This window comes from Plantactinospora sp. BC1 (genome assembly GCF_003030345.1).
Classification (GTDB): domain Bacteria; phylum Actinomycetota; class Actinomycetes; order Mycobacteriales; family Micromonosporaceae; genus Plantactinospora.
The window spans coordinates 1049740-1075534 of sequence record NZ_CP028158.1; the positions used below are offsets into that span (position 1 = coordinate 1049740).

A 25795-nucleotide genomic window follows, 5' to 3' on the forward strand; every position below is an offset into this window, starting at 1 on the left:
CATCACACCACCGCGACGGGGACGGCAGAGTGCTCCGGCACCGGCCGGCTGAGCTGCACACCCTCCACGTCCAGGTTCGGCAGTACCCGGTCGAGCCAGCGCGGCAGCCACCAGGCGCCGTGCCGGGTGAGCGCCAGCACCGCCGGCACGAGCGTCATCCGGACCAGGAACGCGTCCAGCAGGACACCCACCGCGAGCGCGAAGGCGATCGGCTTCAGCGTGGCGTCGCCGCCCGGGACGAAGCTCGCGAAAACCGAGATCATGATCAGGGCGGCCGCCGCGACCACCCGGGCCGAGGCCCGGAATCCGCGACTGACCGCGCGTCCCGGGTCGCCGCCGTGGGCGTACTCCTCGTGCATCCGGCTGACCAGGAAGACCTGGTAGTCCATCGCCAGGCCGAAGAGCACCGCCATCAGGATGATCGGCATAAAGCTGATCACCGGCCCGGTCCGCGCGACCCCGACCAGATCGGCGAGCCAGCCCCACTGGAAGACCACGACCACCGCGCCCAACGTCGCGCCGACCGAGAGCAGGAAGCCCAGAGTCGCCGTCAGCGGCACCACCAGCGACCGGAAGGCCAGCAGCAACAGCAGAAGGGCCAGACCCACGACGACCAGGGCGAAGGAGACGAGCGAAGCCTCCAGTTGCGCGGAGATGTCGATCCCGATCGCGGTCACGCCGGTCACCGCCACGGATCCCCCGCCCACGGCCTCGAGGTCGGCCACCACCCGTTCGGTACGTTCGTCCTGCGGCCCGGTCTCGGGAATCACCGTCAGCATCGCGTACCGGCCGTCCGCGGAGAGTTGCGGGCGCCCGGCGGCGAGCACCCCGTCCACCGCACCGAGCCGCTCGGCCAGCCCCGTGGCGGCGGCCTGTCCGTCGCCGCTGCCCGCGAGGTCGGCCAGGACCAGCAGCGGGCCGTTGAAGCCCGGTCCGAAGGCGGCGGCAATCAGGTCGTACGCCTGCCGTTGCGTGCTGGCCGCCGGGGCGGAACCGTTGTCGGTGAGCCCGAGCCGCAACCCGGTCGCCGGTACGGCCATTACGCCGAGCGCCGCGACGACAGCGAGCGTGGTGACCAGTGGCCGGCGGGTGACCAGCCGGATCCAGCGCCCGCCGATGCCGCTCCGGCCGTCCCCGGCCGCATGCCGGACGGCCCGCGAGCCGGGCTTCGGGCGCAGCCGGTCTCCGGCGAAGCCCAGCACGGCCGGGATCAGGGTGACCGCCACCAGCACCGCGACGACCACGGCGGCGGAGGCGGCCAGTCCCATCGCGGTCAGGAACGGGATCCGCACGACGGTCAGCCCGGCCAGCGCGATGACCACGGTGAGCCCGGCGAAGGCCACGGCGGTACCGGCCGTGCCGGTCGCCCGGGCGGCGGACTCGGCCACGGCCATGCCGGACGCCAACTGGGACCGGTGCCGAGCGACGATGAAGAGCGCGTAGTCGATGCCGACCGCGATTCCGAGCATGAGGGCCAGGGCCGGCGCGGTCGGCGGCAGCGTCAGCATCCCCGCCACCGTGGTCAGGCCGGCGACGGTGACGCCCACCCCGAGCAGCGCGGTGAGCAGCGGCAGCCCGGCCGTCACCAGGGAACCGAAGGTGATGACGAGGACGACCAGCGCGATCAGCAACCCGGCCGCCTCGGTGCCGTGGCCACTTTCGTCGGCGCCGTCGTACGCCGACCCGCCGAACTCGACCCGCAACCCGGCCTCCCGGCCCGGTCCGAAGACGTCCTCCAGCGCCGCGAGGGTGCCGTCCGCCAGGTCGGCGCGCTTGCGGTGGTAGCCCACGTTCGCCAGCGCGACGCGACCGTCCGCCGAGACCGTCTTCGCGGTGAACGGGTCCACCACCCCGGCCACCTGCGGCAGCTTCGCGGCGGCGCCGAGGGTCTGCTCGATGACGGCTCTCCGCTCGGTGACCCGGTGACCGGCGGGCGCGACGAACACCACCTGCGCGGAGGCACCCGACGAGGCCGGGAACCGCTCGGCGACGGTGTCCAGGGTCTGCTGGGCGCGGGAGCCGGGGATCGAGAAGTCGTCCCGGTACGGGCCGCCAGCGGTGGCGGCGAGTGCCCCGGCGGCGACGAGGACGGCCAGCCAGGCCACCACGACGGTACGGCGGCGCCGGTACGTCCAGGCACCGAGCCGGTAGAGCAGTGCGGCCATGACGGCAGACTCCCGTGGTCGTGGGTCGAGGAGTCTCAGCACACCGTCCGGGCCTGACGACCGGGCGTCGGCGAACCTGACGGTTGCCTGACGGTGCCGTCAGTGTTGGCCGGCGAGCGGACTCCCGTCGCCGAACCTCCAGGTCGGGTACCGGTCGGCCAGGTAGCGGCGATGGCCGTCCCAGTCGGTCGGCCCGAGCAACCGCACCGGCGACAGTCGGAGCCGGTCCTCCGGATCCTGCTCGTAACCCCAGGCGAACCCGACCAGGGGTACGACGAGCCGGCGGTCGACGTCCCACGGACCGATGGTCAGGAAGGTGTGCGCCTGCCACTGCACCACTCCGGAGCGCCAGCGGGAGGGCGCGTCGAAGAGTACCGGGTTGAACCCGTACCAGGCGAAGGGCGCGGTGGAGTCGGCGAACAGGTCGAAGGGGTCGATCTCGAATGGTCCCGTCGTGCCGGGTTCCCGGACCAGTTGCACCCAGCCCAGCAGCGATCGGTAGCCACGGGCGCTGAAGTCGACGGTCGCGGTACACACCGGCATGCCCACCTCCCGTTCGCTCTTGCCGATGGCCACCGGGTCGACGTTCGGCGCGACGTCCACCGAGACCCGACCGTGCTCGTCGTCGAAGTCGAAGCGAATCTCCACCGGGCCATCCTGGCAGCTCGCCCGCGCGTACCCGTCCGCTCGCCGGTGCCGATCGCCGGTTTGGACGGACGGGTTCAGCGCAGGACCCGGCGATAGGTGCGGATGACGTCGCCGTCCGGGGTGGACCGCTGGGATCCGGCCTCCCACCCCAACCGCTCGTAGAATCCGACCGCTCCCAAGGGTCCGGTCGAGGTCTGCAACTCGACCCAGGTCGCGCCGGCACCCCGGACGTACTCGACGAAGTGCTCCACCAGCCGCTCACCGATTCCGCCCTTGCGCCAGTCCGGCCGTACCGCCAGCGCGGTCATCACGGCCACCTGCGCGGCCGGGGTCGACCGGGCCGGTGCCGGCGCGGCCCGGTGGTGCAGCAGCCGGCGTGTCCACGGACGTACCCGCGACCGCAGGAGGCGGACGGCGACCCGAGGCCGGAGACAGAGCGCGGCGAACCCGGTCACCGCCAGGGACGCCACCGTACGCCGGTCCGCCATCAGCCCGGTGGTGTACGCGGCCTGGTCACTGGTACCCAGCACGAATCCGACCAACTCCTCCGGCGCCGCCGTGGGGTCCACGACGACGAAGCCGACGCCGTGCCGCGAGTCGAGGAACGTTCGCTGCCAGCGACGGACGAAGCGCGCCCCGAGCGACGGGAACAGCCCGAACGGCAGGAGGAGGACGTGCGCCCGAGCCGTCGCGGGGAGTTCTTCGTGCGTCGCCGGCCGCAGGAGGAGCCGACCGGAGGCCAGTTCGGTCGCCGTGGAAGCGGGGTTCGGCACCGTTGCCGTGCCGCTGATGTCGGCTCTGCTCTTGATCGTGGGCAGGAAGCGCATAACCTCGACAACCTCGATATCGGGGCGGAAGTCCGCCCCCGCCGCAGGTCACCTCGCCTTGCTGGTACGTCCGTCGGTTCTCGGATCCGCGCGAGGGCAGCCGTCTGCCACCGCCACTGCCACCGTCGGGCCTCCGACGACTCCCCGGCGCCGCCGACTGCCTACCCGTACCCCCTGGCGTTATGCCTGCGCCGGCAGAGCCGGCAGCGGGGATCAGGCCGTCGTCAGGCCCCGGGACCGGGACTCGGAGCGCAGACGAGCAGAAGGGATGCCCCAGCGCCCATCCCGAACGACACCACCGGACACCTCCGGGCCGACGGTCCAGCTAGCCGATCGGCGCCCTCCGGACCTCGGGGGTGCTGGCCAGCAGCAACGCCGACACGGCCGCGAAGGCGGCGGCACCGAGGAAGACCAGGCCCGGTGACCCGTGGGTCAGCGCCCACCCGAACGCCAGGCCGGCCACGATCGGCACCACGGTCTCCGCGACGGCGCCGATCCCGGTCAGCGCGCCCTGCACGACCCCCTGCTCGTCGGCCCGGACGTTACGGGAGATCCACGATTGTGCGGCCGCGCCGCCGACCGAGCCGAGCACCCCGACCGCCTGGAGGAGATAGAGCATCCAGGGGACGGAGACGAACGCCGTACCCAGCAGCGCCGCGACGCCGAGCAGGCTGCCGGCCACCGCCGCGCGCTTGTCACCGAGCCGGCGGACCACCGGGCCGACGGCGCGCGCCTGGAAGACCGCGCCGACGAGCGCACCCGCCGCCATCACCACGCCGACGTGCGCGGTGCTCCAGGCGAACTGGTACGTCAGGAAGAACGTCCAGATCGACTGGTGGGTCATCCGGGCGACATCGGCGCAGAAGCGGGCGTACCCGAGCCGCCCGAGTACCGGCCGGCGCAGGACGACGGCGATGGCGTCCACCGGGTTCGCCATCCGCAGGCTCAGTGGGGTGCTCCGGTCGCCGGGCCGCGACTCCGGCAGGACGAACCAGCCGTAGGCGACGTTGCCGAAGGAGAGCGCGGCGGCGACGAAGAACGGCAGGCGTACGTCGACGGCACCGAGCAGGCCCCCGATGCTCGGTCCGGCGACGAAACCGAGCCCGAACGCGGCGCCGACCAAGCCGTAGGCGCGGGCCCGCGACTCGGGTTCCGTGACGTCCGCGATGTACGCGTTGACCACCGTCTTCGTTCCGGCGCAGGCGGCCGCGAGGGCGTGGAACACCAGGAGCGTCCAGGGGGTGGACGAGGTCGCGTGGGCCAGCCAGTCGACGCCGAGGCAGCCCAGCGACGCGAGCAGGACGGGCCGTCGGCCGTACCGGTCGGAGAGCCGCCCGAGCAGCGGCGAGACGGCGAACTGCAACAGGCCGTAGATCGAGCCGAGCAGGCCGGACCAGAGGACGGCCGAGGCGGCGTCCTCGGTCACGTCCGCCATCAGGGCCGGCAGGATCGGCACGATCAGGCCGAGCCCGAGCATGTCGAGGAGGACGGTGACGAGCAGGAAGGAGAGGGCGGGCGCCCGGCGCATTACGGCTCCTGAGTCTTGAGCGGGCAGGGCCCCCTCGCGACTCGCGGTCCGCCGAAAGTACGGAGGATCAGACTATCTGTACTGTCAAGTCGTTATTTCCCTTGCGCCCCGGACGCCAGCCGGTATCGGAGTCCGCCGCCGACCGCGCGGTCGAACTGCGCAATGCGCGGCCACCGCCCGCTGGCATGATGGGTGCGATGCTGGCCGTCCGGGGTTTCCACCACGATCGCGTCTCGGTCGCGCTCGCCGCCCGTCCCGACGCGGAACTCGCGGCGCTGCTCGACACCGCGCCCCTCGTCGCCGTGGGCGTGGGCGGCGGCGCCGCCATCCTCGACGTCGACGGCGTGCCGGTCTTCGTCAAGCGGATCCCGATCACCGACCGGGAGCTGGCCCATCCGCACAGTACGGCGAACCTCTTCGACCTGCCGACCTACTGCCAGTACGGCATCGGCGGGCCCAGCCCCAACGTCTGGCGCGAGTTGGCCGCCAACCTGGTCGTCACCGAGGCGGTCCTGGCCGGCGAGGTCGAATCGTTTCCGCTGCTGTACCACTGGCGGGTGCTCCCCGGCCGCCCGCCGACCGCCGCCGAGCACCTCGACGTCGACGCGGTACTCGGCCGCGTCGGCGGTGCCGCGGCCGTGCGTACTCGGCTCGGGGAGTTGGCCGGCGCGACCTCCAGCCTCGTACTGTTCCTCGAACACATCCCGCACCCGCTGCCCGGCTGGCTCAACGACGACCCGGTCGGCAGAGCCGGGACGACCGAGCGGCAGCTCGCCGAGGTCACCGCGTTCCTGCGTGACCGCGAGCTGTTGCACATGGACGGTCACTTCGGCAACCTGCGTTCCGACGGCGAGCGGATCTACCTCGTCGACTTCGGGCTGGCGATCTCGCCCAGATTCGACCTCTCCGACGCCGAACGCGACTTCGTCGCCCGGCACGCCGACCACGACGCCGGGTATGCGGCGATGACGCTGGCGAACTGGCTCGTCACCAGGGTCTGCGGGGTGCCGACGCCGGCCAGCGGCGGCCCCGTCGCCCGCAACGAGTACGTACGCCGATGCGCCGACGGTGACATCCCGCCGGACGTGCCCGGGACCGTGGCCGGGATCCTCGCCCGACACACTCCGGCAGCGGCACGCATGAACGACTTCTACTGGCAGTTGTTCGGCGGCGACGTACACGCCGAATATCCCGGTCCAGAGGCCGGGTCGGCAGCGCGGTAGCGCGGTAGTGCCGCCTCGCGGCAACTCCGCCTCCGCCGGCACCCGGGCGCACGGTGGTCCCTGTCGCTCCGCGCGCTGCGCCACGGTTGTCGCCGCGCTCGGTCGACCACCGCCGGGTGGACGCGCAGGGCTGGAAAGCGGACGCGCGGACCGCGTACGAGCGGTCATCGCGGGTCCGGATCCGGAGCGGATCGGGCACCATGCCCGGATGTCGCGCGGTTGCCGGAGGTTTCCGGAGGGCTGTTCGGGAGAACGGCGGCCCGGATCACAAGCGGACCGCGACGTCCGAGCGCCCACACCGTAAGCGCGCAGCAACAGAGCGCCGCCCCCGCGATCGTGACCGCTCTCCAGCCGCCCACGGACCAGAGCGCTGCCGCGGTGGCGGAGCCGATCGCGCCGCCGACGAAGTTGCCGGCGCCCAGCGCCGTGTTGAGCCGGCTGCGGGCCTCGTGGGAGAGGGCGAACAGCCGCGCCCGGTTGAGGAGGGCCTGCCCCTGGAGGGCGATATCGATCACGATGATCACGATGACGACGAGTACGACGGATCGGCCGGCGAACGCCGCGCAGACGAAGGCGCCGAGGGCGAGTACCCATGCCGCGCCGGTGGCCGGAAGCGACCAACCACGGTCGTGCAGCCGACCGGCATGCTGGACGACCAGGACACCGGCGAGGCCGGCCAGCCCGAACAACCCGATCACCTGCACCGGGTATCGGAACGGCGGACCGCTGAGCAGGAACGTCAGCCCCGTCCAGAACAGCGAGAAGACGGCGAACCCGGTGGCCGCGAGGACCAGCGTCCATCGGGCCGCCCGCTCGCGCATGACCACCGCGCCGACCGAGGCGATCAGCGCCGGGTACGACATGCGCGTCCGGGGTGCCAGTGGTGGGATCGCCCGGTACAGCAGGACCGCGAGCAGGACGGCGGCGACCGCGGCGAGGGCGAAAATCGTACGCCATCCGGCGGTGCCGGCGACGAGCCCGCTGATGGTGCGGGAGGCCAGGATGCCGGTGAGGGTTCCGGACCCGACGGCACCGACGACTCGGCCGCGCTCGGCGTCGCCGGCAAGGTCCCCGGCGAGCGGTGTGAGGACCTGCCCGGAGATCGTCGTCATGCCGAGCACGCCGAGTGCGAGGAGGAGCAGCCCGATCGACGGTGCCAGCGCGCACAGCAGCAGCGCGGCGGCCGACATCAGCAGCATCATCGGGACGAACCGCCGGCGGTCGACGACGTCACCGAGCGGCACCAGCAGCAGCACGCCGACGGCGTACCCGATCTGGGTGGCGGTGACGAGCCAGCCGGCGCTCGTGGTGGTGGCACCGAGATCGCCCGCGATGAAGTCGAGCAGCGGCTGCGTCCAGTAGAGGTTGGCGATGGCTGCTCCCGCCGCGACCGCGAGCAGGAACGACAGCCGGCGACTCATCGCCGCCGGCGGTACCGCCCGGGGTGCTGCCACCCTGCCACGCTAGGGCGCGGGATCAACGCGTCGACCCGGCGGCACGACAGCCTTACCGATGGCAGACTGACCGGTGGGCAAAGTTAGCCCTTGCGGGCGGGAATCGCCGGAGCGGGTGTGGACCGACCGTACGCTACTCGACGGTCGCGGTCAGACCCTCGCCACCGCGACCGGCCGCGATGAGCGCTTCGATCCTCGCCACCACCTCCGGCAGCCCGCCGTCGCCGAGACGTCGACCGGCCCGCAGCTCGATGAGGTGCCGGAGGACCGTCAGATGTTCGGTGAGGTCTGCCGGGCCGGCAGGGTAGCTGCGCTGCTGCATCTCCGAGACGGTGGCGGAAACCGCCGCGACCACGTGGCCGAGCTGGGTACTCGCCGTACGGGAGAATTCCACCAGGTCGACACCTGCCGCGCGGGCCGTTTCGAGTGCCCGCAGCAGCCCGAGCTGGGCGTCGTACCACACTCCGAAGAGGGCGAGGTCCCAGACCGCTGCCGCCTCCGGCGCCGCACCGACGAACCGTGGCTGGCTCAGCAGTTCGAGAGTCGTCCGGTGCTGCTCGAATGCCTGCGGCGCTCCGCTGTAGAGGATGGTCGCGGCATCGGTGCCGATCATCTCTGGCGAGGCTTGGATCCCCGCGTCGAGGTACTGCGCGCCGAGGCTGGCGACCCGCCGGGCGGCCAGCCGGGCTTCGCTCGCGGTCCCCGTGTACATCCCGACGATCGTCCGCCCCGGCAGGTCCGGGTCGAGCTGGGCAAGGCACTGCTCCGCCGCTGCGTGGTCCTTGACGGTCAGCAGGACCAGGGTGCTCGACGACACCGCCTCCCGGACGGACCGCGCTGGCAGTGCCCCCGCGTCCGCCAGTTCCCTGGCGCGACTTTCGGTCCGGTTCCAGACCGTGACGTCGCGCCCGCCTGCCAGTAGTCGATGCGCCACCGCACGACCGATGGCCCCCGTGCCGACGATCGCGACTCCGGATGTCGGCCTGTCGAATCCCGCCATCACACGATCGTCGAACCTCAACCTCACTTGATGTCAATGGGCGCGGCACCGCAACGCACCGTCGTGCCGTCGTGCCGTCGATCGGGCATGCCGCACGGCGGTCCCTGGTCATCGATCCGCGGGTGCCGGCTCTGCGGATTGTGGCGCGAAGAACCGGACGATCTCGTCGGCAGCGGTTGGCGACAGCATCATCGCCTGGACCCGTGCGGACATCTCCGCGATCGGGTGAATCCTGCGGAACATCGCCGCTTCGTAGGTCCGGATCGCCGAGTCCGGGTCGGCGGGGTTGTCGGCGAGTTCCGCAGCGAGTTCGGCGGCGTCGAGCATCGCCTGATTGGCCCCCTCGCCGACCGGCGGCATGAGGTGCGCGGCGTCACCGATGAGGGTGATTCCCGGCTGGTTGGCCCATCGGGTACCGATCGGCATGGCTTCGATCCGGCGAGGTGTCGGCGCGCCGTCGCCGGCTTCGATGAGTGCGGTGAGGCTCGGGTCCCAGCCTGCGAAGAGGTCCAGCAGGGCCCGCTTGCTGCGATATGTGTCCAGGTCGACCTCTTTCGCGCGCAGGGAGACCCCGACTCGGATGGTGCCATCGCCGAGGCGTTGCGCGGCGAGGATCTGATTCACGCCGACGCACCACAGGTTTCCGGGGCCGACCAGCTCGGCGAGCTCCGGGTGACGCCGGTCGGCGTCGCCGATGCTCAGCTCCACCAGGGTGGCCACGTAGGACAGTCCCGCGTCGGTCAGCAGCGACCGGACGACCGAGCGTGCGCCGTCCGCGCCGACGAGGATGTCGCAGTCGGCTCTCTGGCCGCCGTCGAAGGTCAACCCGAAGCCCCCGTCGGGCCGTCGCGTCGCCGCGACGAGCCGGTGCTGCCAGGCAACCGCGTCGCCCGGGAGCGAGTCGAGCAGAAGATCACGCAGTCTTCGCCGATCGATCTCAGGACGTCCGGAGAACGAACCGGGTTGTGGCTTGTGGTGCACGAGGGTGCGTCCGGCCGGGTCGAGGATGCGATGCTCCTCGCCCTCCGGCCGCGCCTCGGAGCGGAACCGACCGGTGAGACCCGCCTCGGTCAGGGCCTGTTGCCCGGACTCCGGGTGCAGGTCGAGCATTCCGCCCTGGGATCGCGCGGATCGGCCTGCCTCGCGTTCGTACACCACCGCGTCGATGCCGTGCCGGTGCAGGATTCGGGCCAGCGTCAGGCCGCCGAGGCCACCACCGGCGATCGCGATTCGCATCGTCATCTCCCTTACCGTACGCTGTACCTCATGGATACGCCGTACGGTAACCTACCGCTGCCCGTCTGGGAACGGCCCGAGCCCCAACCGAGGGCGGCGCCCGTACCGCTGAGCCGGGCGAAGATCGCCGCCACCGCGATCCGGCTCGCCGACGCACACGGCCTCGACGGCTTGTCGGTACGCAAGATCGCCAAAGAACTCGGCGTCGGCCCGATGCGGCTCTACGACTACGTGACCAACAGATCCGAGCTGCTCGACCTGATGGTCGACGCCGTCTATGCCCAGATCGCCGAGGCCGGCCAGCACTCCGAGTGGCGCGCAACGCTACTCGCCATCGCTCACCGGACCCGCGAAGCCGCCCTCGATCATGAGTGGTTCGCCGACCTGCTCGGCGGACGGCCACACCTGGGACCGTACGCGCTCGCGGTAGGCGAATCGACCGCGGCGGCACTCAGCCAGGCCCCCGGCGTACGCGACATCGACGACCTCCAACGGGCCCTGGGCGCGCTCAACGCCTTCATCGTCGGGGCGCTCCGCAGAGAGGTCACCGAGCGACGCACCGCCCGCTCCACCGGCACCGACGTGACCGCCTGGCAGGCCGCACTCGGGCCCTACCTGACACGCATGCTCGGAACGGGCCGCTACCCCACCGTCGAGCGGCTCGTCGTCGACGGCACCCACCTCGACGCCGAGGAAACCTTCCACCACAACCTGGTCACCGTCCTGGACGGCATCACCAACCATCCCCACCCGTGACCTCCGCTCCCCCGCTGGCCCCCACAGGGTCTCTGGGGACGACCGAAGACCCCGCCTCTATGCTGGCCCGATGGCGTCGGTCAAGCAGGTCCAGGTCACCTTCGACTGCGCAGAACCCGAGCGTGTCGCCCGGTTCTGGTGCGAGGTGTTGGGGTACGTCGTACCGCCGCCCCCGGAGGGGTTCGCTACCTGGGATGACTTCAACCGGTCGCTGCCGCCCGAGCGTCAGGGTTCGGCCTTCGCCTGCGTCGACCCGTCGGGCGTGGGCCCGCGCCTGTACTTCCAGCGCGTCCCGGAAGGCAAGATCGTCAAGAATCGGGTGCATCTCGACGTGCGGGTCGGTACCGGACTCGTCGGCGCGGAGCGGCTGGCCGTCCTTGAGGCCGAATGCGCGCGGCTGGTCGCGCTCGGCGCGGTACGTGTGCGACTACTGCCCGCCGATGACGACAACGAATCGTGCCTCGTGATGCAGGACGTCGAGGGCAACGAGTTCTGTCTCGACTGAGTGGGCGAGTGGGCCGCGCATGAGGATGCTCGGCAGCGGACGGTAATCATCTTCTCGGCGAACGGACGGCTCCGTGGTCAGGCGGCCGTCACGCAGAACTCGTTGCCGTCCGGGTCGGCCAGCACGACGGCGCCGTCCGCGCCGCTCTCCAACCGAGTGGCCCCGAGAGAGACCAATCGATCGACCTCCGACTGCTGGTCGCCGTCGGCCGGGGTAAGGACGAAGCGCTGCCGATTCCGCCCCTTTCTCGGGGCCACGGGCGGCCCTCCCCACGCGACCTTGGTGCCGCCGTGCGGGGACTGGATCGCGGTCTCCTGGTCCTGGTCCCAGACCAGCGGCCAGCCCAGCGCCTCGCTCCAGAAGAGGCCGACCTCGCGGGTCCCGTCACAGGCCAGCTCACCGAGAAAGCCGCACCCGGCGAGGAACGCGTTGTCCGGTTCGATCACGCAGAACTCGTTGCCTTCGGGGTCGGCGAGGACTATGTGCCCCTCCTCGGGTCGCTGCCCGACGTCGAGGTGGCCGGCACCGAGCTGCAACGCCCTCGCCACCGTGTGCTGCTGATCGTCCTGGCTGACGCTGGTCAGGTGGAGGTGCACAAGGTTCAGCCCCACCTTCTCCGCCCGGCTCGGGACGAACCGGAGACCGAGCTGCCCGTCCGGGCCGGGTAGCCCCACGCCGTCGGCGTCCTTCACGACCTCGCGGCCGAGCATGTCGGCCCAGAACTGCGCCAGCCGAGCCGGGTCGTGCGCATCGAACGTGATCGTCAGCAGTCCGGGAAGCATCACCGCACGGTAGACACGGGCCAGCACGACGACAAGCGGATTTGCGGAGGCGTATCTACCAGGTCCGGCTGGGCGGAGCGGGGGTGGCGGGCACGCTCGCCGGCAACCTCCAGGTCACGGCGGTGCAACCGAACGCGGGGCCGCGCCGCTGCAAGGTCGCGCGCTGGGGCGCCAGCGGCCTCGACATCATCGGGTACGTCAGCTGCTTCGACCAGACCGGCGCGCCGGTGAACAGCGAGTTCACCCTGTCGTACCACCGTGAGCGGGCCGTCTACGGCTCGTTCGGACCGCCGAAGTACACCGGCTACTTCTTCTCGGCCGGTGCGGGCCAAACCAACTGGAACCACCCGGCCGGCGGGTTCGGGTTCAACTCGTCCGCCCCGCTCGCCCCGGCCGGCCGTTACCTGGTGACCTATCCGTTCCTGACCGAGAAGGAGACGCACGCCCAGGTGACCGGTTACGGCTCCGGTGCCGACTACTGCCACCTGACCCAACCCTGGAAGCTCTCCGCCGCCCGGCCGCCGAGGTCGACACGCTCTGCTTCGACAACACCGGCAGCCCGGCACCGCACGACTTCCTCGGCACCTTCACCTCCCGCGAGTAGCGCCCGTCCGGTGACGCCCGGATCACCGTGGGCGCAGCTGCGCCAGGATCGACGGGTCGGTGATCCGGGCGTCGTCGGCGAGCAGGAACGCCTTGCTGAGGATCAGCCCGAGGCGGTCCTCCTCGAAGGGCAGGAAGAGGTCACCGGACGTCCTCCTGCGCTCCGGAACGATGCAGAGGTAGGAGTCGTCCGGCTCCATCAGGATGTTCGCGCTGCCCAGGTGGATCTTGTACGTCCGCAGTTCGCCCCGGACCACGAGATAGCGGTCGGTGAGTGTGCACCGGTCGGCGATCCGCGTCCGGGGCAGGATCCCGGCCAGCGCCTCGCGGCGGATCCGGGCGCTGCTGCCCAGTTCCCGCCTGCTCTCGTCCCGCCAGTAGTCGAGGTACCGCGTGTGCCCGTCCGTCCAGTACGGGTCGGCGGCGATCGAGGCGACCGCGACGAAGAGGTCCACGTCGCGCATCGCCTCGCTGAACAGCTCCGCCGGCACCTCGGTCAGCGGGCTCGACCGCCAGGCACCCGCGCTCGTCCGCTCGAACCACACCCGGCCGGTACCGGCACACTCCACCCCCTCCTCGCCGAGGTAGTCGGTGTGCAGCCCGACCCGCCACGTCCCGCCGGCCAGCACCCGGTACGCCTGCGCGCTGTCCCCGCCGTCCCACGGTCCGAGCATCCCGGTCGTCCAGCCCCGCCCCTTCAGCAGCGCGTAGAGCTGCCGGTAGTGCACGATGTGCGCCGCGAAACGCAGCGAGTGGTCAGCGGTCTCCTCCTCGGCCGGAGTCAGCAGGTACACCTCGCGGAACGCCTGCCGCAGCGGCTGCCGCAACCGTCGCGCGGTCATCAGCTCCCGCCAGGCCCGGACCTCCTCGACCCCGGCCCGGACCGGATGCCACAACCGGATCGGCGCGTCCGGGTCGGGCGGAGGCAGCGGCGCGCCCGCGACGTCCCGGAACAGCTCGCCGGACCCGTCCGGATCCCCCGCCCGCCAGTCGTCGTCCGGCAGCCCGGCCCGCCACCGCCCGGACGCGTCCGGGAACTCCCAGATCAGCCGCTTGGCCACCGACCAGCCGAGCCCGTTGCCCGCCAACCCCTCCCGCCACTGCCGGTACGGCTGCGCCGAGGCCGCCGGCAGCCCCGCCTCCAGGATCCGGGCCAACGCCGTGAGCTGCTCCCTGGCCTGCTTGACCCGGGCACGCAGCTCCTTGAGCCGCTCCGGATGGTCACGTCGGACCGACGCCGGCACGGTCGCCGAGAGCGTGCCGTCGGCGCGACGCCAGCGCAGCAGCACCTCCTCCGACGCGGTCAGCACGGCCTGGTGGTCACCGACCGGGACGACACATCCGCCGTCGGCATCGAAGCCGAGGTCGGGCAGGCGCAGCACGGCATCGGATCGCTCCGCGAGCCCGCGCTCGACCCGCTTGAGCATCCGGTCGAGCTGCTTCGGCACGCCCCGGTGCCGGACCACTCCGCGGGCGGCGATCAGCGCCGCCAGCGCCTCCGGGGTGGGGAAGTCGCCGGCGGCCCGGGCCACCTCGTAGAGCAGCGCCTGCGACGGCAGGGTGTTGGCGCTGGTCGGGGCGACCGCGACGCCGAGCAGCAACGGGCGGAGCAGTTCCGGCAGCCACGGCTCGTCGCGGAGCAGCGCGATCCGGACGGCCCGGCCGAGCGTCTCGACCTCGTCCTTGCCGAACGCCCGATCGGCCGCGTACGGCAGCTCGCCGGCCTGGATCGCCGCCACCCGGGCGTACGCGGCGCCGAGCGCCCGCCGGGCGAAGGCGGCGTACTCGTCGATGGCGGCGAGTCGCTGCCACGCGTCGGGAAGCTGCGGCGGGCAGAGGTAGGACTGGTTCGGCCCGACCTCGGCGACCAGGAGTTGGGCGGTCGTCCCGAGTTTCGCCAGCAGCTCGAACTCGTCCCGGGCGAACGAGTGGCGCGACCAGGCGAAGAGTGTGGAGAGCACCGGCCGGGTGAGCCCACCGGCCAGCCCGGCGAGCGCGGCGACCGCGTACGGCTCGGCGACCCGACCGTACCCGAGCACGCCCCGGGCGATGGCACCGGCGGAGCGCTTCGCGGACTCCGGCCACGGGCCGTCGCAGCGAAGCAGGGCAGCGGTGGCGAGCCTCGGATCGGCGGCGTACGGCTCGGCTGCGGCCCGTTCCCCGAGTGTCGCCAGCAGTGCCGCGCACGACTCCGGAGTGAACGTCGGCTGCCGCTTCCGAAGCGCCTCCTCCACCGCCCAGCGCACCGCCCAGCCGGGATGCTGGACCCCGTTCACCGGGCCCGGCAGGTTGCGGGCGGCCACCACCAGTACCCCGAACTCCCGGTCGCCGACCCGGGCCAGCTCCGCCGGCTGCTGCCGGGCGGCCTGCCCCGCCTCCCGGTCGGGGTCGGTCATCCGGCGCAGCAACCCGGCCGCGTGCGGCGACAGCGGCACCGACATCACCGTCTCGTGCTTCACAGTGGACATCAGGCACCGGCCCGCGACACGACTCGCAGCATCATGGCGCCGCAGTCTAGGGCGGACCTCCGACCGTTATGGGTCCGCGCCGCTACCGGCCCTCCCCGCTACCTGCCCTCCACGCTACGAGTTCCGCTCCGCTACGGGTTCTGCCGAGCTACGGGTTCTGCCCCGCTACGGGTTCTGCCGGGCTATGAGTTCCCGCCGGTTCTGCCGGGCTATGAGTTCCCGCCGGCGGCCGCGCTCAGGGCGCGCGGCCCGAGGAACAGGCCGCCACTGGCGTCGACGACCTGGCCGGTGATCCAGCGCGCGGCGTCGGAGGCGAGGAACGCGACCACCTCGGCGACGTCGTCGGCCCCGCCCAGCCGGTCGAGCGCCGTCATCCCGGCGACGAGTTCGGTCAGGCCCGGCGCCTCGAAGGCCGACCCGTTGGTCGCCGTCCGGGTGGCGCCCGGGGCGACTGCGTTGACCGTGATCCCTCGGGTCCCGAGCTGGTTGGCCAGGGTCATGCTCATCGTCTCGACCGCGCCCTTCGTCATGGCGAAGGAGGTCTGGGTGGGGTTGGCCATCCGGGTCGCCACGGACGAGATCGTGATGATGCGGCCACCGTCGGGCAGCAGCGGCAGTGCGCGCTGGACGATGAAGTACGGCGCCCGCACGTTCACCGCGAAGAGGTGGTCGAACCCGGTCCGCGTCGTGACCCCGAGCGGACCGGCGGGCGCGGCCGCCGCGTTGTTGACCAGGATGTCGAGCGGCCGGCCGGCCAGGCCGGCCTCGAGCCCCGCGAAGAGCGTCTCGACGTCCTCGTCCACGCCCAGCTCCGCGCGGACGGCGAGGGCGGTTCCACCGGTACGTCCGATCTCGTCGACGGTCGCCGCCGCGCCCTCCCGGTCCGTGCCGAAGTGCACGACGACCATGGCACCCCTCGCCGCCAGCCGGAGGGCGATGGCTCGTCCGATGCCGCGCGACGCCCCGGTCACCAGGGCGGTCCTACCGGTCAGGTCGTTCATGGCGAGCACCTTTCAATGTTAGTTACTACCGAACTGTTAGTGACTACCAGTGCGGTAGTGTCTACCACATGCCCGACCAGTCCTCAACGCCGCGAGCGCACTCCTCGCCGCGAGCGCACTCCTCAAGGCTGCGAGCGCAGCGGCGAGCGGAGACGCAGCGGACCATCCAGGCGCACGCGGTACGGCTGTTCACCGAGCGCGGGTACGACGCCACCACCGTCACCGACGTCGCCGAAGCCGCCGGCGTCTCCGCGATGACCGTGTACCGGCACTTCCCCACCAAGGAGGACCTGGTCCTGGTCGACCAGTACGGCCGGCTCATCGCCGAGCGGATCGTGGCGTCTCCCGCCGCGCAGCCGCTGGCTCGCCGCATCGGCAGCGCGCTGATCGACGCGGCGACGTCGTTGACGGCCGGCCGCCACGGAGACGACCTGAGCGGGAACGAGCAGTTCCTGCTCGCCCGCCTCCAGCTGATGACCTCGACGCCGGCCTTGCGGGCCAGGCACCTGGACAACCAGTACGCCCTCCAGCAGGCCATCGTCGACGCGCTCACGGACCCCGCCGCCGACCCGGAGACGGCGTTCCACACCCAGGCGGCGGCCAGCGCCTGTCTCGCCGCCATGCACACCGCGCTGGTGCGCTGGGCGGAGGACGACGGCCGGAGCCAGCTACCCGACCTGATCGCCAAGGCGCTCGCCGCCGCCTTCGGTGACGACGTCGTCGACCCCGGTCCGGAGGCCGGCGATAACGGACGCCCGAGAGAGCGGGAAACCTGAGAAAGCGGGAAACCCGGAGAGCGGACGCCCGGACGAGCGGACGCCCAAAGAGTGGACGCCGCTGGTGGCCGGTGGCAGCGGCCCGGCGGAGATCGCGTCCGGCCGGGCCGCCGGCCGACGGTCAGACCAGGCCGGCGAGCTTGTAGAGGACCAGCGAGCCGGCCACCGCGACGTTCAGGCTCAGCCCGGTGCCGACCATCGGGATCTCGACCGCCGCGTCGAGGCTGTCCAGCGCCTCCGGCGGGATACCGGTCGACTCGTGCCCGAGCACCACGACGGTACGGCGCCGGGCAACCGGCAGGTCGGCGAGCCGGACCGCCTCGTCGGTCAACTCGACGCCGAGCACCCGGGAACCCGCCGCGCGCTCCGCCGCCAGCCAGCGCACCGGATCGCCGACCCGGTGTACGCAACTCGGCCGGCGCAGCGTGTTCCCGCGCGCCAGCGCCTCGTCGACCCACCGCCACGGCGGTACGGCCAGACATGCGCCGACCGCGTCGCAGGTACGCAGCAGCGTGCCGAGGTTGGCGTGGTGCATCGGCCACAGGGGTGCCGCGACGAGGTGCCCCCAGCAGCGGTGTGCCCGGCGACGGCGGGCGGCGGCCAGTTCACGGCGGGGACGGACCCGGATCGCCGGGCTCATCGGCGGACGGCGGCTCCGCCGCAGAGGATATCGAGGCCGCAGAAAATGTCGGACTCGCAGAAGATATCGGTGCCGCACAAGATGTCGATCATTCGAGGTGTGCTTCTCGGCGCACACGGGCCATCGACGGGAAACCGTTCGCCCCAGTGTAGCGGTCGGACCTTCCGACGGTCACCGGCCGAGCACGAAGTACCCGAGTCCCAACAGTCCACGATAGACACCGACGTACTCCCGCAGCCGGGCGTCGAGCTCGTCGCGTACGCCAGCGGCCCGGGGATCGTCCGGGTACGCCCGCAGCCACTCCTCGCGGCCGGCCCGCCAGGTGCTCTCGAAGTCGTCCCACTCCCGCTGGTCCGTGGTGGAGAGGTGCAGTACCCGCCAACCGGCACCCCGGATCAGCTCCACCAGGTCGGGCAGGCTGAGCACGTCGGCGCCGAAGATCTCGACCGCTTCCGGCGAGGGCGCCCGTTCCCAGAAGCCGTCGCCGAAGAGCAGCCGGCCACCGGGTCGGACCAGGTCGGCGAGGGCGGCCAGCGCGGCGGCCGTCCCGCCGAAGGCGTGTGCCGAGCCGAGGCAGAGCACCCGGTCGGCCGGTCGGCGCCAGGTGGCGGCCGGCTGAGCTACGAAGTCTACCTGCGCAAGCCCCCGCTCCCGCGCCGCCCGGCGGCCCCGCTCCAGGGCGGCTGCGTCGGTGTCCACGCCGGTGCCGAGCGCCGCCTCGCCGCCGGCCACGGCCCGCAGCAGCAGTTCGCCCCAGCCGCAGCCGAGGTCGAGCACGGACCCGCCGGCCGGGACGTCGAGCCGGCTCAGTAACAACTCGGCGTGCTCCTCCGACAGCGGCGTGTTCCAGCGCATCCGGGCGTAGCGGACGCTGGCGGGATCATCGGCGGGAGGCACCCGCCGAGTGTGCCAGCGGATGATCGTCACCGCACCCGGATTGCCGCTGCGGTCCGGCCGATCCGCACCCGGATCGCCGCTGCCGGTCCGACCGCCCCGTGCCCGGATCGCCGCTGCCGGTTCCACCGCCCCGCGCCCGGATCGTCGCTGCGGTCCGGCCGCGCCGCGCCCGGATGCCCGGAGACCGGCGACATCGTGCTCGGCCGGGCGGACGTCGGCTACGTCGCGGTCGGGCCGGGCATCCTGGCCGGTTCGGCCGGCATCGGAATCTGCAGGAAGGTGGTGCCACGCAGGTCCAGCCAGGCGCTGCTCGGGGTACGCACCAGCCGGAGCATGACCTCCTCGCAGGCCGGGCAGCGGGCGACCACCCCGGGCGCGTTGGTGTAGACCCGCAGTGCGGCCATCGGGCCGGTCCGGCCGCAGGAGGCGCACCGGCCGGTCGCCGTGGTCACGTCCACCGCGAAGACGTCCCGCATCGGCCCGGCCAGCATGTTGCCGTCCAGGTAGTCCATCCGCCCCGGGTCTGGTCGGAGCTGCTCGGTCATCTCGCCTCCAGGGTCCTCGGAGTCAGCCGGTCGGCCCGAACCGTTCCGTCTTGATCCGCCGGGGTTCGTGCCCGAGCGCGACCAGGATGTCGGAGACCGCCTCGACGAAGCCGGTCGGACCGCAGACGAAGTTGACCGGTTCGAGCTGTGCCGGCCAGCCGTGGGTGTTGACGTCCGCGACGGCGATCCGGTGCGCCTCGGCGGAGAGTCCTTCCGGCACCTCGCGGGTGTAGACGTAGGCGACGTCGAGTCCCCGGTCGTCCCGGACACGCCGCCGCAGCTCGTCGGCGAAGTAGACGTCCTGCTCGGAGCGGACCGAATAGATCAACCGGAACGGTACCCGGCTGTCGGCGCCGCGGCGCGCCCGGATCATCGCCATCAGCGGCGCGATGCCCGAGCCACCGCCGACCAGCAGCACCGGCGAGGGGTCGGTCATCCGCCAGACGAAGTAGCCGCCGACCGGGCCGCGAACCTCGATCTGGTCGCCGACCGAGAGGCCGTCGAGGAGGTACGGCGAGACCTCGCCCTCCGGTACCCGCTGGACGGTGACCTCGATCCGGTCGCCGTCGGCGGGCGCGGAGATCGAGTAGCTGCGCGCCGCCTGGTAGCCGTCCTCGGCGGTCAGCCGCAGGTCGACGTGCTGGCCGGGCAGGTGCCCCGGCCAGTCCGGCACCTCCAGCACCAGCGTGCCGGCGGTGGCGGTCTCGGTCCGGCGGTCGACCACCCGGGCGACCCACCAGCCGGTCCGCTTCATCAGTCTCCCTGGTACCGCTGTTCGCGCCATGGGTCACCGTAATCGTGATAGCCGGCGGTCTCCCAGAAACCGGGCTCGTCGGTCAGGCCGAGGCGGATGCCGCGCACCCACTTCGCGGACTTCCAGAAATACAGGTGCGGCACCAGCAGCCGGGCCGGGCCACCGTGCTCGGCGGGCAGGTCGGCACCGTCGTACTGGTGCACCACCCAGGCCTGGCCGTCGCGCAGGTCGTCCAGCGGCAGGTTGGTGGTGTAGCCGCCGTACGAGTGCACCAGCGCGTAGTCCGCCGCGGTGTCGACACCGTCGAGCAGCGTGTCCAGGGAGACGCCCTGCCAGTTGGTGCCGAGCTTCGACCAGTGTGTCACGCAGTGGATGTCCACCGTCGGCGTCTCGTTGGGCAACGCCCACATCTCGTCCCAACTCCACCGGAACTCGGCGCCGGTCTCGGTGGTGATGACGAATTCCCAGTCCGTCGTCGGCACCCGGGGGGTGGGACCGGCGGAGAGCACGGGAAAATCGTCGGTCAGGTACTGCCCCGGCGGCAGGTTCGGCCCGGACTGCCGACGCCGGCCCTGGAAGCCTGGTGACACGATGCCCACCCGCTAGTCCTACCACCTCCCGGTGCACCGCAGGTTACAACCGGCCATTTCCGGCCGAGCGGTGGCCCGGCGAAACGGCGGCGGCACAGCCGCACAGCGAACGGCGGCACAGCAGACAGCGGTACGGGCGGGAACGGCGGCGGGGCGGGTGCGTGGTCAGGACCGGTCCGGTCTGGCGGTCGCCGATCCGGTCCGCTGGTCCGGGGCCGGCCGGCCCGGCGCAGTCTCGACCTCACCCAGCACCTCGGCGGGCAACCCCGGCCAGTATGCGGAGGCGCTGTCGAGGAAGTAGTCCTGGCCCGGATCCCAGGTGTGCCCGGTGGCCCGCCGGTGGTAGACGTAGCCGAGCGGGTGGGTCCGGTAGATCCCGCCGCCGTCCCGGCGTACCCGGTCGAGCAGTCCCAAGTCGACGGACCGGGGCACCGGCCGCCAGCCGCCGGCCGCCTCCAGGTCTCCCCGGGCGATCAGGATCGTGCCGCCGGCCACCACCTCGCAGTCGGACTCGGCGGTGCCGGAGGGCCGGCGCAGCGTCACGCCCCGGGTCTCCAGGTGCACGAACTCCGATCCCTTGCCCACCAGGGTCGCCCCGGAGTAGTGCCGGGCCAGCACCAGGTCCCAGACGTGTTCGGCGGCGTAGCTGTCGTCGTCGTCGAACTTGCTGACCAGGCTGCCCCGGGCCCGCCCGGTCGCGGCACCGAGCGCCGCACCGAAGCTGGCGCTCCCCGGCACCCGGACGATCTCGTACGGCCGGCCGGAGTCGGCCAGCGTGGCCCGGACCGGTTCCGGCAGCTCGACGCCGTGCAGGCAGAGCACGATCTCCAGCTCCGGGTACGTCTGCCCGACCAGCATCCGGACCGCCTCCGGCAGCCGTTCGGGGCGCCGGGTCGACAGGATCGCGCTCACCGACGGCACGGGGCGCAGCGGCGGGAAGACCGCCGAGGTGAGCCGGGGCAGGACGAACGCGCCGGCGTGCCCGCGCAGCGCCGCCCGCCGCTGCCGGACGCTGCGCGCCTCCAGGGCCAGCGTCCCGGCCTGCGGCACCGGGGCGGTCAGCAGGGCCCGCAACTCCGGCGCGATCAGTCCGGCGACCCGCTCCGGCAGCGTCGGGACGGCGAGCACCGCACCGGTCATCGCGATCTGGACCAGCAGCGCCGCCACCGCCACCGGCTCGGCGTCGGGGACCTGCGGGCAGTCGACCACGGCGGTCTGGCGCAGGGTGGCGAGCACCGGCGCGGTCAGCCCGGGCCCGGCCAGCGGGTACGACCCGGGGCCCGGCCGGCGGGTCTGCGCGGCGAAGTCGAGGCGTACCCGGGGGGCGTCGGGCTGGTAGCAGTCGGGCCGACGGCCACGCGGGTTGATCCGGCGCGCGTCGACCAGTACGGCCGGGGCGGCCCCCGGCGCCTGGAGCCCGTGCCGGCTCGCCTGCCAGCGCACCGCGTACGGCAGCACGCCCGCCCCCTCGTCGCCGCTGCCCGCCCCCCGCAGCAGTACGTCGTAGGACCGGATGTCGGGGTTGTCGACCAGCTCGCCGAGCAGCACCGTCCCGCCCACCGGCAGGTACGCCGGCAGCGTCGCCTGGCTGGTCAGGTTCGGCCCGGCCGGTGCCGGCAACGGCCGCTCCGGCGCCAGCGCCGGCAACGCGGCCCGCAGCACCTCGCGCAGTTGCGCCGGCCGGGACAGCCGGACGGTGACGAGGGCGGTCCCCCGCCCCCGGCCGGGCAGCGCCACCCGGTGCCGGCGCAGGTGCTCCAGCGGCCCGATGCCGCTCGACCAGCCGCGCCGAGGTGCCCGCCAGTACGCCACGACGACGATCGCGCGCCTGGTCGGGTGCAGGGAGGCGGGCCGGGCCAGCAGGTCCCGGAGCCGGTCGGTCGAGCCGGCGACGACCAGTACCCGGCGCAGGCCCGGGATGCGCAGTACCCGCAGGCCGACGAGACGACCGAGCCGTTCGGCCCGGCCCGGGCGGGGCGCACCCACCAGCCGCCAGTGACCGAGCCGCTCCACCCCGTGACGATAAGCCCTGTTCCGGCCGATCGGCGGCAACCGGGCGGGCCGACACGGGAACCGGCGGCGGCGACCTGGCCGCCGACGACGTCTGGACCGGGATGGGGTGCGGTGTCCTATCGTGCACGGATGATCGCACCCCGACCGGCCGGCGCCGGCCCACTCTCCGGCGTCCGGATCGTCGAACTGGCCGGCATCGGCCCCGGACCCTTCGCCGCGATGGTCCTCGCCGACCTCGGCGCCGACGTGGTCCGGGTGGACCGGGTGGCCGAGGTCCGGCCGGAGCGGTTCGGCACCCCCCATCCCGACCTGCTGAACCGGGGTCGCCGGTCGCTCGCCGTCGACCTCAAGACGCCGGCCGGCCGGCATCTGGTGCTCGACCTGGTCCGCAGCGCCGACGTGCTGATCGAGGGCTTCCGGCCGGGCGTCACCGAGCGGCTCGGACTGGGCCCGGAGGACTGCCTGGCGGTGAACCCCCGACTGGTCTACGGCCGGATGACCGGCTGGGGGCAGGACGGCCCGAATGCCCGGTACGCCGGGCACGACATCGACTATCTGGCGCTGACCGGCGTACTGCACGGGATCGGCCGGGCCGGCGAGCGTCCGGTACCGCCGATGAACCTGGTCGGCGACTTCGGCGGCGGCGGGATGCTGCTCGCCCTCGGCGTGGTCTGCGCGCTCTTCGACATCCGGGGCGGCGGCACCGGACAGGTGGTGGACGCGGCCATGGTCGACGGGGTGTCACTGCTGGCCACGATGATCCACTCGATGCGCCGGATGGGCCGGTGGGGCGACGACCGCGGGGTGAACATCTTCGACGGCGGCGCCCCGTTCTACGACACCTACGAGTGTGCCGACGGCCGGCACCTGGCGGTGGGCGCGGTGGAGCCGCAGTTCTACGCCGAACTGGTCCGGCTGACCGGCTTTCCACTGCCGCCGGACGAGGCGCTGGACCGCGACGATCCGGCGAACTGGCCGGCGCTGCACCAGGCGTGGGCCCGACTCTTCCGCACCCGTACCCGGGACGAGTGGGCCGCGCTGCTGGAGCGGACCGACGCCTGCGTGGTGCCGGTCCTCGACTGGGCGGAGGCGCCCCGGCATCCGCACCTCGCCGCCCGGGACGTCTTCGTCGTGCACGCCGGAGCCGAGCAGCCGGCACCGGCGCCCCGGTTCAGCAGGACCCCGGGGGCGATCCGGCGGCCACCGCCGCAGCCCGGCGAGCACACCGACGAACTGCTCGGCGAACTCGGCCTCGACGCCGACCGGATCCGCCGGCTGCGTACCGACGGCGCCGTCGGCTGACGCCCCCGGCCGGCAGTGGGGGAACCTGGCGCGCCGGCGGAACCTGGCGCGGCCGTCCTCCTCCCGGTGCAGCCAGTCGAGCAGGCCCGCCGACCCGAGCCTGTCCGGTCGGCCCCGGTGCTGCGCGGTGATCCCTCCCTCCGGGTAGGCGTGAGGGTGCCCGCAACGGGTATCCGGCCGGCCGGTGAACCAGCCAACCGGCGAGGAGCGGGATCCCATGGTGACCAACGCGGACGTACTGCGGTACCTGGAGTCGATGGACTTTCCGGCGCCGAAGGAGGACATCGTCCGGGAGGCCGAACGCGCGGGGGCGCCCCGCGAGGTGCTCCAGGCGCTGCGCGGGATGCCGCCGGTGGACTACCAGAACACCGAGGAGGTGGCCCGGTCCGCCAAGACGGACCTGGCCCCGGACGCCACTCCGGCGGAGCTGGCCGCCAAGACCCGCGACCGTACGCACCAAAGGGTCGCCCGGCACATGCGCCAGATCTGACCCGCTGTTCCGCGGATGCGGCGCGGCACCTGGTACGACCCGCCCAAGGCCTCGATCCAGATGGCCGTCATCATGGTGGTCGGGGTCTGCGTCGGCATACCGGCCACCATCGTGCTGTCGCCGCTGATGGGGCCGCTGATCGGCTGGGACGCGGCGGCGGCGACCTATCTGCTGTGGGCCTGGCGGGTGCTGTGGTACAGGGATTCGCGGCAGACCGCCGAGCTGGCCGTCCGGGAGGACCCGAGCCGCCCGATACGCGACGCGGTGCTGCTGGGGGCCGGACTGGCGAGCCTGTCGGCGATCGGCATCCTGCTCGCCACCGACCACGAGGCGCGCGGCATCGACCGGGAACTGCACATCGGACTCGGCATCGTCAGCGTGCTGCTCTCCTGGACGGTCGTGCACACCGTCTTCACCTCCCGCTACGCCCGGCTCTACTACACGGGCGAGGACGGCGGGGTGGACTTCCACGAGGACGACCCGCCCCGGTACACCGACTTCGCGTACCTCTCGTTCACCATCGGGATGACGTTCCAGGTCGCCGACACAGACCTGACCACGAAGGCGATGCGGGTCACGGTGCTCGGGCACGCCCTGCTGTCGTACCTGTTCGGCGCGGTCATCATCGCCGCGACCATCAACCTGCTCGCCGGACTGGCCCAGTGACCGACCGTCCGTCCCGAGTGGAGCTGGGGTACCGGACGGGGCGCCCGTCACATCCGCGCTCGCACGCGTGTCCCGGGCGCCACGTCCGCCAGTACCCCGGTGAGGTCACACGTCCGAACCGGACACGCTCACCGGACCGCGGCGGCCGGCCCGAACCAGGCTGGCTGACGCCGCCCACCCATCCTATGATGCGGGATGGACCGTTCGGTCAGGAATCCGGGAAACTGTGCGGGAAAGCACGCTCTTTCGCTGCTCAACGGGCGATTTCGTGGTATCTGTCCTCCAGGTCGATCCTGGCCAGGGTACCCACCAACCAGGCCAGTTTCTCCGACTCGCCGCCACCGGCCAACGTGGCCAGGTCGGCCGCCGAGCGTCCGAGCCCGAGCCGGCGGGCGGCGGCGAGAGCCCGACGGTCCGCGACCGGCGCCGTCTCGGCCCAGAGCGCCTGCACCTCACGCAGAAACAGCTCGACCACCTCGGCGTCCACTCCCGGCAACTCGGCGAGCAACGCGCGCTCCCGCGCCGGCACCTGCCGGGCGGCGGTCCGCAACCGGCGCAGGTCTCCCTGGTAGCGCGCGACGAGCACCTCGGCCAGTTCACCCAGGGTGCCGGCCAACCGGTCGGCGTCGGCGCCCCGACCGTGCTCCCGGAGCACCGCCGCCCGCGCCTCCGGGCGGGACCGGGCCATCCGGGCCGGACTCTCCCAGCCCGCGTCCCGCAGCGCCCGGGCCGGCTCGACCGCCCGTCGCACGTCACCGGTGCGGCGCAGCAGGATCGCCAGGCAGAGCACCTGGAACAGGCTCGCCGGATTGTTGGTGACCCGGAGGCCGTACTCCTCGGCGAAGCCCCGGCTGCGGGCCACCAGCCGGCGGACGAGTCGCTTGCGGTCCTCGACGCTCGTCGTCGCAGTGGTCGCCATGCCGGCG

At 72.7% G+C, this 25795-nt stretch carries 24 protein-coding genes; 7 read left to right on the plus strand and 17 right to left on the minus strand.

Features of this window, described 5'->3' with window-relative positions; translation table 11 throughout:
* Positions 1-2 precede the first annotated feature (2 nt).
* The 4 genes from C6361_RS04340 to C6361_RS04355 form a co-directional block, all read right to left on the minus strand.
* Positions 3-2165, minus strand: coding sequence for an MMPL family transporter (locus tag C6361_RS04340; RefSeq protein WP_107266835.1), 2163 nt, complete (start codon positions 2163-2165; stop codon positions 3-5).
* Between the two features lie 99 nt (positions 2166-2264).
* Positions 2265-2813, minus strand: coding sequence for a hypothetical protein (locus C6361_RS04345; RefSeq protein ID WP_107266836.1), 549 nt, complete (start codon positions 2811-2813; stop codon positions 2265-2267).
* A gap of 74 nt (positions 2814-2887) precedes the next feature.
* Positions 2888-3640 carry an N-acetyltransferase gene (locus tag C6361_RS04350; protein ID WP_107266837.1) on the minus strand — a complete coding sequence of 251 codons (753 nt, stop codon included), beginning with the start codon at positions 3638-3640 and terminating at the stop codon, positions 2888-2890.
* 325 nt (positions 3641-3965) lie between these two features.
* Entirely contained in the window at positions 3966-5168 is a 1203-nt protein-coding gene (locus tag C6361_RS04355) for an MFS transporter (protein WP_107266838.1), read from the minus strand.
* Between the two features lie 197 nt (positions 5169-5365).
* Here C6361_RS04355 and C6361_RS04360 point away from each other — a divergent pair, with 197 nt between their 5' ends.
* Positions 5366-6391 (plus strand): serine/threonine protein phosphatase, encoded by a 1026-nt coding sequence (locus C6361_RS04360; RefSeq protein ID WP_107270723.1) that lies wholly within the window; start codon positions 5366-5368, stop codon positions 6389-6391.
* A gap of 164 nt (positions 6392-6555) precedes the next feature.
* On the opposite strand, the gene C6361_RS04365 is transcribed toward C6361_RS04360, so the two are convergent.
* The 3 genes from C6361_RS04365 to C6361_RS04375 all read right to left on the minus strand — a co-directional run bounded on the left by C6361_RS04365 (position 6556) and on the right by C6361_RS04375 (position 10081).
* Positions 6556-7845, minus strand: coding sequence for an MFS transporter (locus C6361_RS04365; RefSeq protein ID WP_234359315.1), 1290 nt, complete (start codon positions 7843-7845; stop codon positions 6556-6558).
* Between the two features lie 133 nt (positions 7846-7978).
* Positions 7979-8845, minus strand: coding sequence for an NAD(P)-dependent oxidoreductase (locus C6361_RS04370; protein ID WP_107266839.1), 867 nt, complete (start codon positions 8843-8845; stop codon positions 7979-7981).
* Positions 8846-8953: 108 nt separating this feature from the next.
* Entirely contained in the window at positions 8954-10081 is a 1128-nt protein-coding gene (locus tag C6361_RS04375) for an NAD(P)/FAD-dependent oxidoreductase (RefSeq protein WP_107266840.1), read from the minus strand.
* Positions 10082-10111: 30 nt separating this feature from the next.
* Here C6361_RS04375 and C6361_RS04380 point away from each other — a divergent pair, with 30 nt between their 5' ends.
* Both C6361_RS04380 and C6361_RS04385 read left to right on the plus strand, forming a co-directional pair.
* Positions 10112-10837 carry a TetR/AcrR family transcriptional regulator gene (locus C6361_RS04380; protein ID WP_234359316.1) on the plus strand — a complete coding sequence of 242 codons (726 nt, stop codon included), beginning with the start codon at positions 10112-10114 and terminating at the stop codon, positions 10835-10837.
* Positions 10838-10907: 70 nt separating this feature from the next.
* The gene (locus C6361_RS04385; protein WP_107255909.1) at positions 10908-11342 is read left to right on the plus strand and encodes a VOC family protein; all 435 of its coding nucleotides are present in this window, start codon (positions 10908-10910) and stop codon (positions 11340-11342) included.
* Between the two features lie 77 nt (positions 11343-11419).
* On the opposite strand, the gene C6361_RS04390 is transcribed toward C6361_RS04385, so the two are convergent.
* From C6361_RS04390 to C6361_RS04405, 3 genes are all read right to left on the minus strand, one after another.
* Positions 11420-12124 carry a VOC family protein gene (locus C6361_RS04390; RefSeq protein WP_107270726.1) on the minus strand — a complete coding sequence of 235 codons (705 nt, stop codon included), beginning with the start codon at positions 12122-12124 and terminating at the stop codon, positions 11420-11422.
* A gap of 626 nt (positions 12125-12750) precedes the next feature.
* Positions 12751-15195 carry a DUF4132 domain-containing protein gene (locus C6361_RS04400; protein WP_159079171.1) on the minus strand — a complete coding sequence of 815 codons (2445 nt, stop codon included), beginning with the start codon at positions 15193-15195 and terminating at the stop codon, positions 12751-12753.
* A 209-nt stretch (positions 15196-15404) separates the two neighbouring features.
* Positions 15405-16196: an SDR family oxidoreductase gene (locus C6361_RS04405; protein ID WP_107270727.1), complete on the minus strand. Its 792-nt coding sequence runs from the start codon at positions 16194-16196 to the stop codon at positions 15405-15407.
* A 68-nt stretch (positions 16197-16264) separates the two neighbouring features.
* Between C6361_RS04405 and C6361_RS04410 the strand changes: the two genes are divergently transcribed.
* Positions 16265-16972: a TetR/AcrR family transcriptional regulator gene (locus tag C6361_RS04410; RefSeq protein WP_107266843.1), complete on the plus strand. Its 708-nt coding sequence runs from the start codon at positions 16265-16267 to the stop codon at positions 16970-16972.
* A 121-nt stretch (positions 16973-17093) separates the two neighbouring features.
* Here C6361_RS04410 and C6361_RS04415 read toward each other — a convergent pair whose 3' ends face one another.
* The 6 genes from C6361_RS04415 to C6361_RS04440 all read right to left on the minus strand — a co-directional run bounded on the left by C6361_RS04415 (position 17094) and on the right by C6361_RS04440 (position 22411).
* The gene (locus C6361_RS04415) at positions 17094-17612 is read right to left on the minus strand and encodes a TrmH family RNA methyltransferase (RefSeq protein WP_107266844.1); all 519 of its coding nucleotides are present in this window, start codon (positions 17610-17612) and stop codon (positions 17094-17096) included.
* Between the two features lie 171 nt (positions 17613-17783).
* Positions 17784-18509, minus strand: coding sequence for a cyclopropane-fatty-acyl-phospholipid synthase family protein (locus C6361_RS04420; RefSeq protein WP_234359317.1), 726 nt, complete (start codon positions 18507-18509; stop codon positions 17784-17786).
* A gap of 218 nt (positions 18510-18727) precedes the next feature.
* Entirely contained in the window at positions 18728-19054 is a 327-nt protein-coding gene (locus tag C6361_RS04425) for a DUF6510 family protein (protein WP_369931281.1), read from the minus strand.
* Positions 19055-19076: 22 nt separating this feature from the next.
* Positions 19077-19808: a ferredoxin reductase gene (locus tag C6361_RS04430; protein WP_199853239.1), complete on the minus strand. Its 732-nt coding sequence runs from the start codon at positions 19806-19808 to the stop codon at positions 19077-19079.
* A complete protein-coding gene (locus tag C6361_RS04435; RefSeq protein ID WP_199853240.1) occupies positions 19808-20398 on the minus strand; it encodes a molybdopterin-dependent oxidoreductase in 591 nt (196 codons plus the stop codon). Before C6361_RS04435 ends, C6361_RS04430 begins: the two co-directional genes overlap by 1 nt.
* A 165-nt stretch (positions 20399-20563) precedes the next feature.
* Positions 20564-22411 (minus strand): glycosyltransferase, encoded by a 1848-nt coding sequence (locus C6361_RS04440; RefSeq protein ID WP_107266846.1) that lies wholly within the window; start codon positions 22409-22411, stop codon positions 20564-20566.
* Positions 22412-22540: 129 nt separating this feature from the next.
* Here C6361_RS04440 and C6361_RS04445 point away from each other — a divergent pair, with 129 nt between their 5' ends.
* The 3 genes from C6361_RS04445 (at position 22541) to C6361_RS04455 (ending at position 24869) form a co-directional block, all read left to right on the plus strand.
* On the plus strand, positions 22541-23713 hold the full coding sequence (locus C6361_RS04445; protein WP_107266847.1) for a CaiB/BaiF CoA-transferase family protein: 1173 nt from the start codon (positions 22541-22543) through the stop codon (positions 23711-23713).
* A 184-nt stretch (positions 23714-23897) separates the two neighbouring features.
* Positions 23898-24203: a DUF2795 domain-containing protein gene (locus C6361_RS04450; RefSeq protein ID WP_234359318.1), complete on the plus strand. Its 306-nt coding sequence runs from the start codon at positions 23898-23900 to the stop codon at positions 24201-24203.
* A 15-nt stretch (positions 24204-24218) separates the two neighbouring features.
* The gene (locus C6361_RS04455; protein ID WP_107255918.1) at positions 24219-24869 is read left to right on the plus strand and encodes a DUF1345 domain-containing protein; all 651 of its coding nucleotides are present in this window, start codon (positions 24219-24221) and stop codon (positions 24867-24869) included.
* A 253-nt stretch (positions 24870-25122) separates the two neighbouring features.
* On the opposite strand, the gene C6361_RS04460 is transcribed toward C6361_RS04455, so the two are convergent.
* The gene (locus C6361_RS04460) at positions 25123-25788 is read right to left on the minus strand and encodes a hypothetical protein (RefSeq protein ID WP_107266848.1); all 666 of its coding nucleotides are present in this window, start codon (positions 25786-25788) and stop codon (positions 25123-25125) included.
* Positions 25789-25795 lie beyond the last annotated feature (7 nt).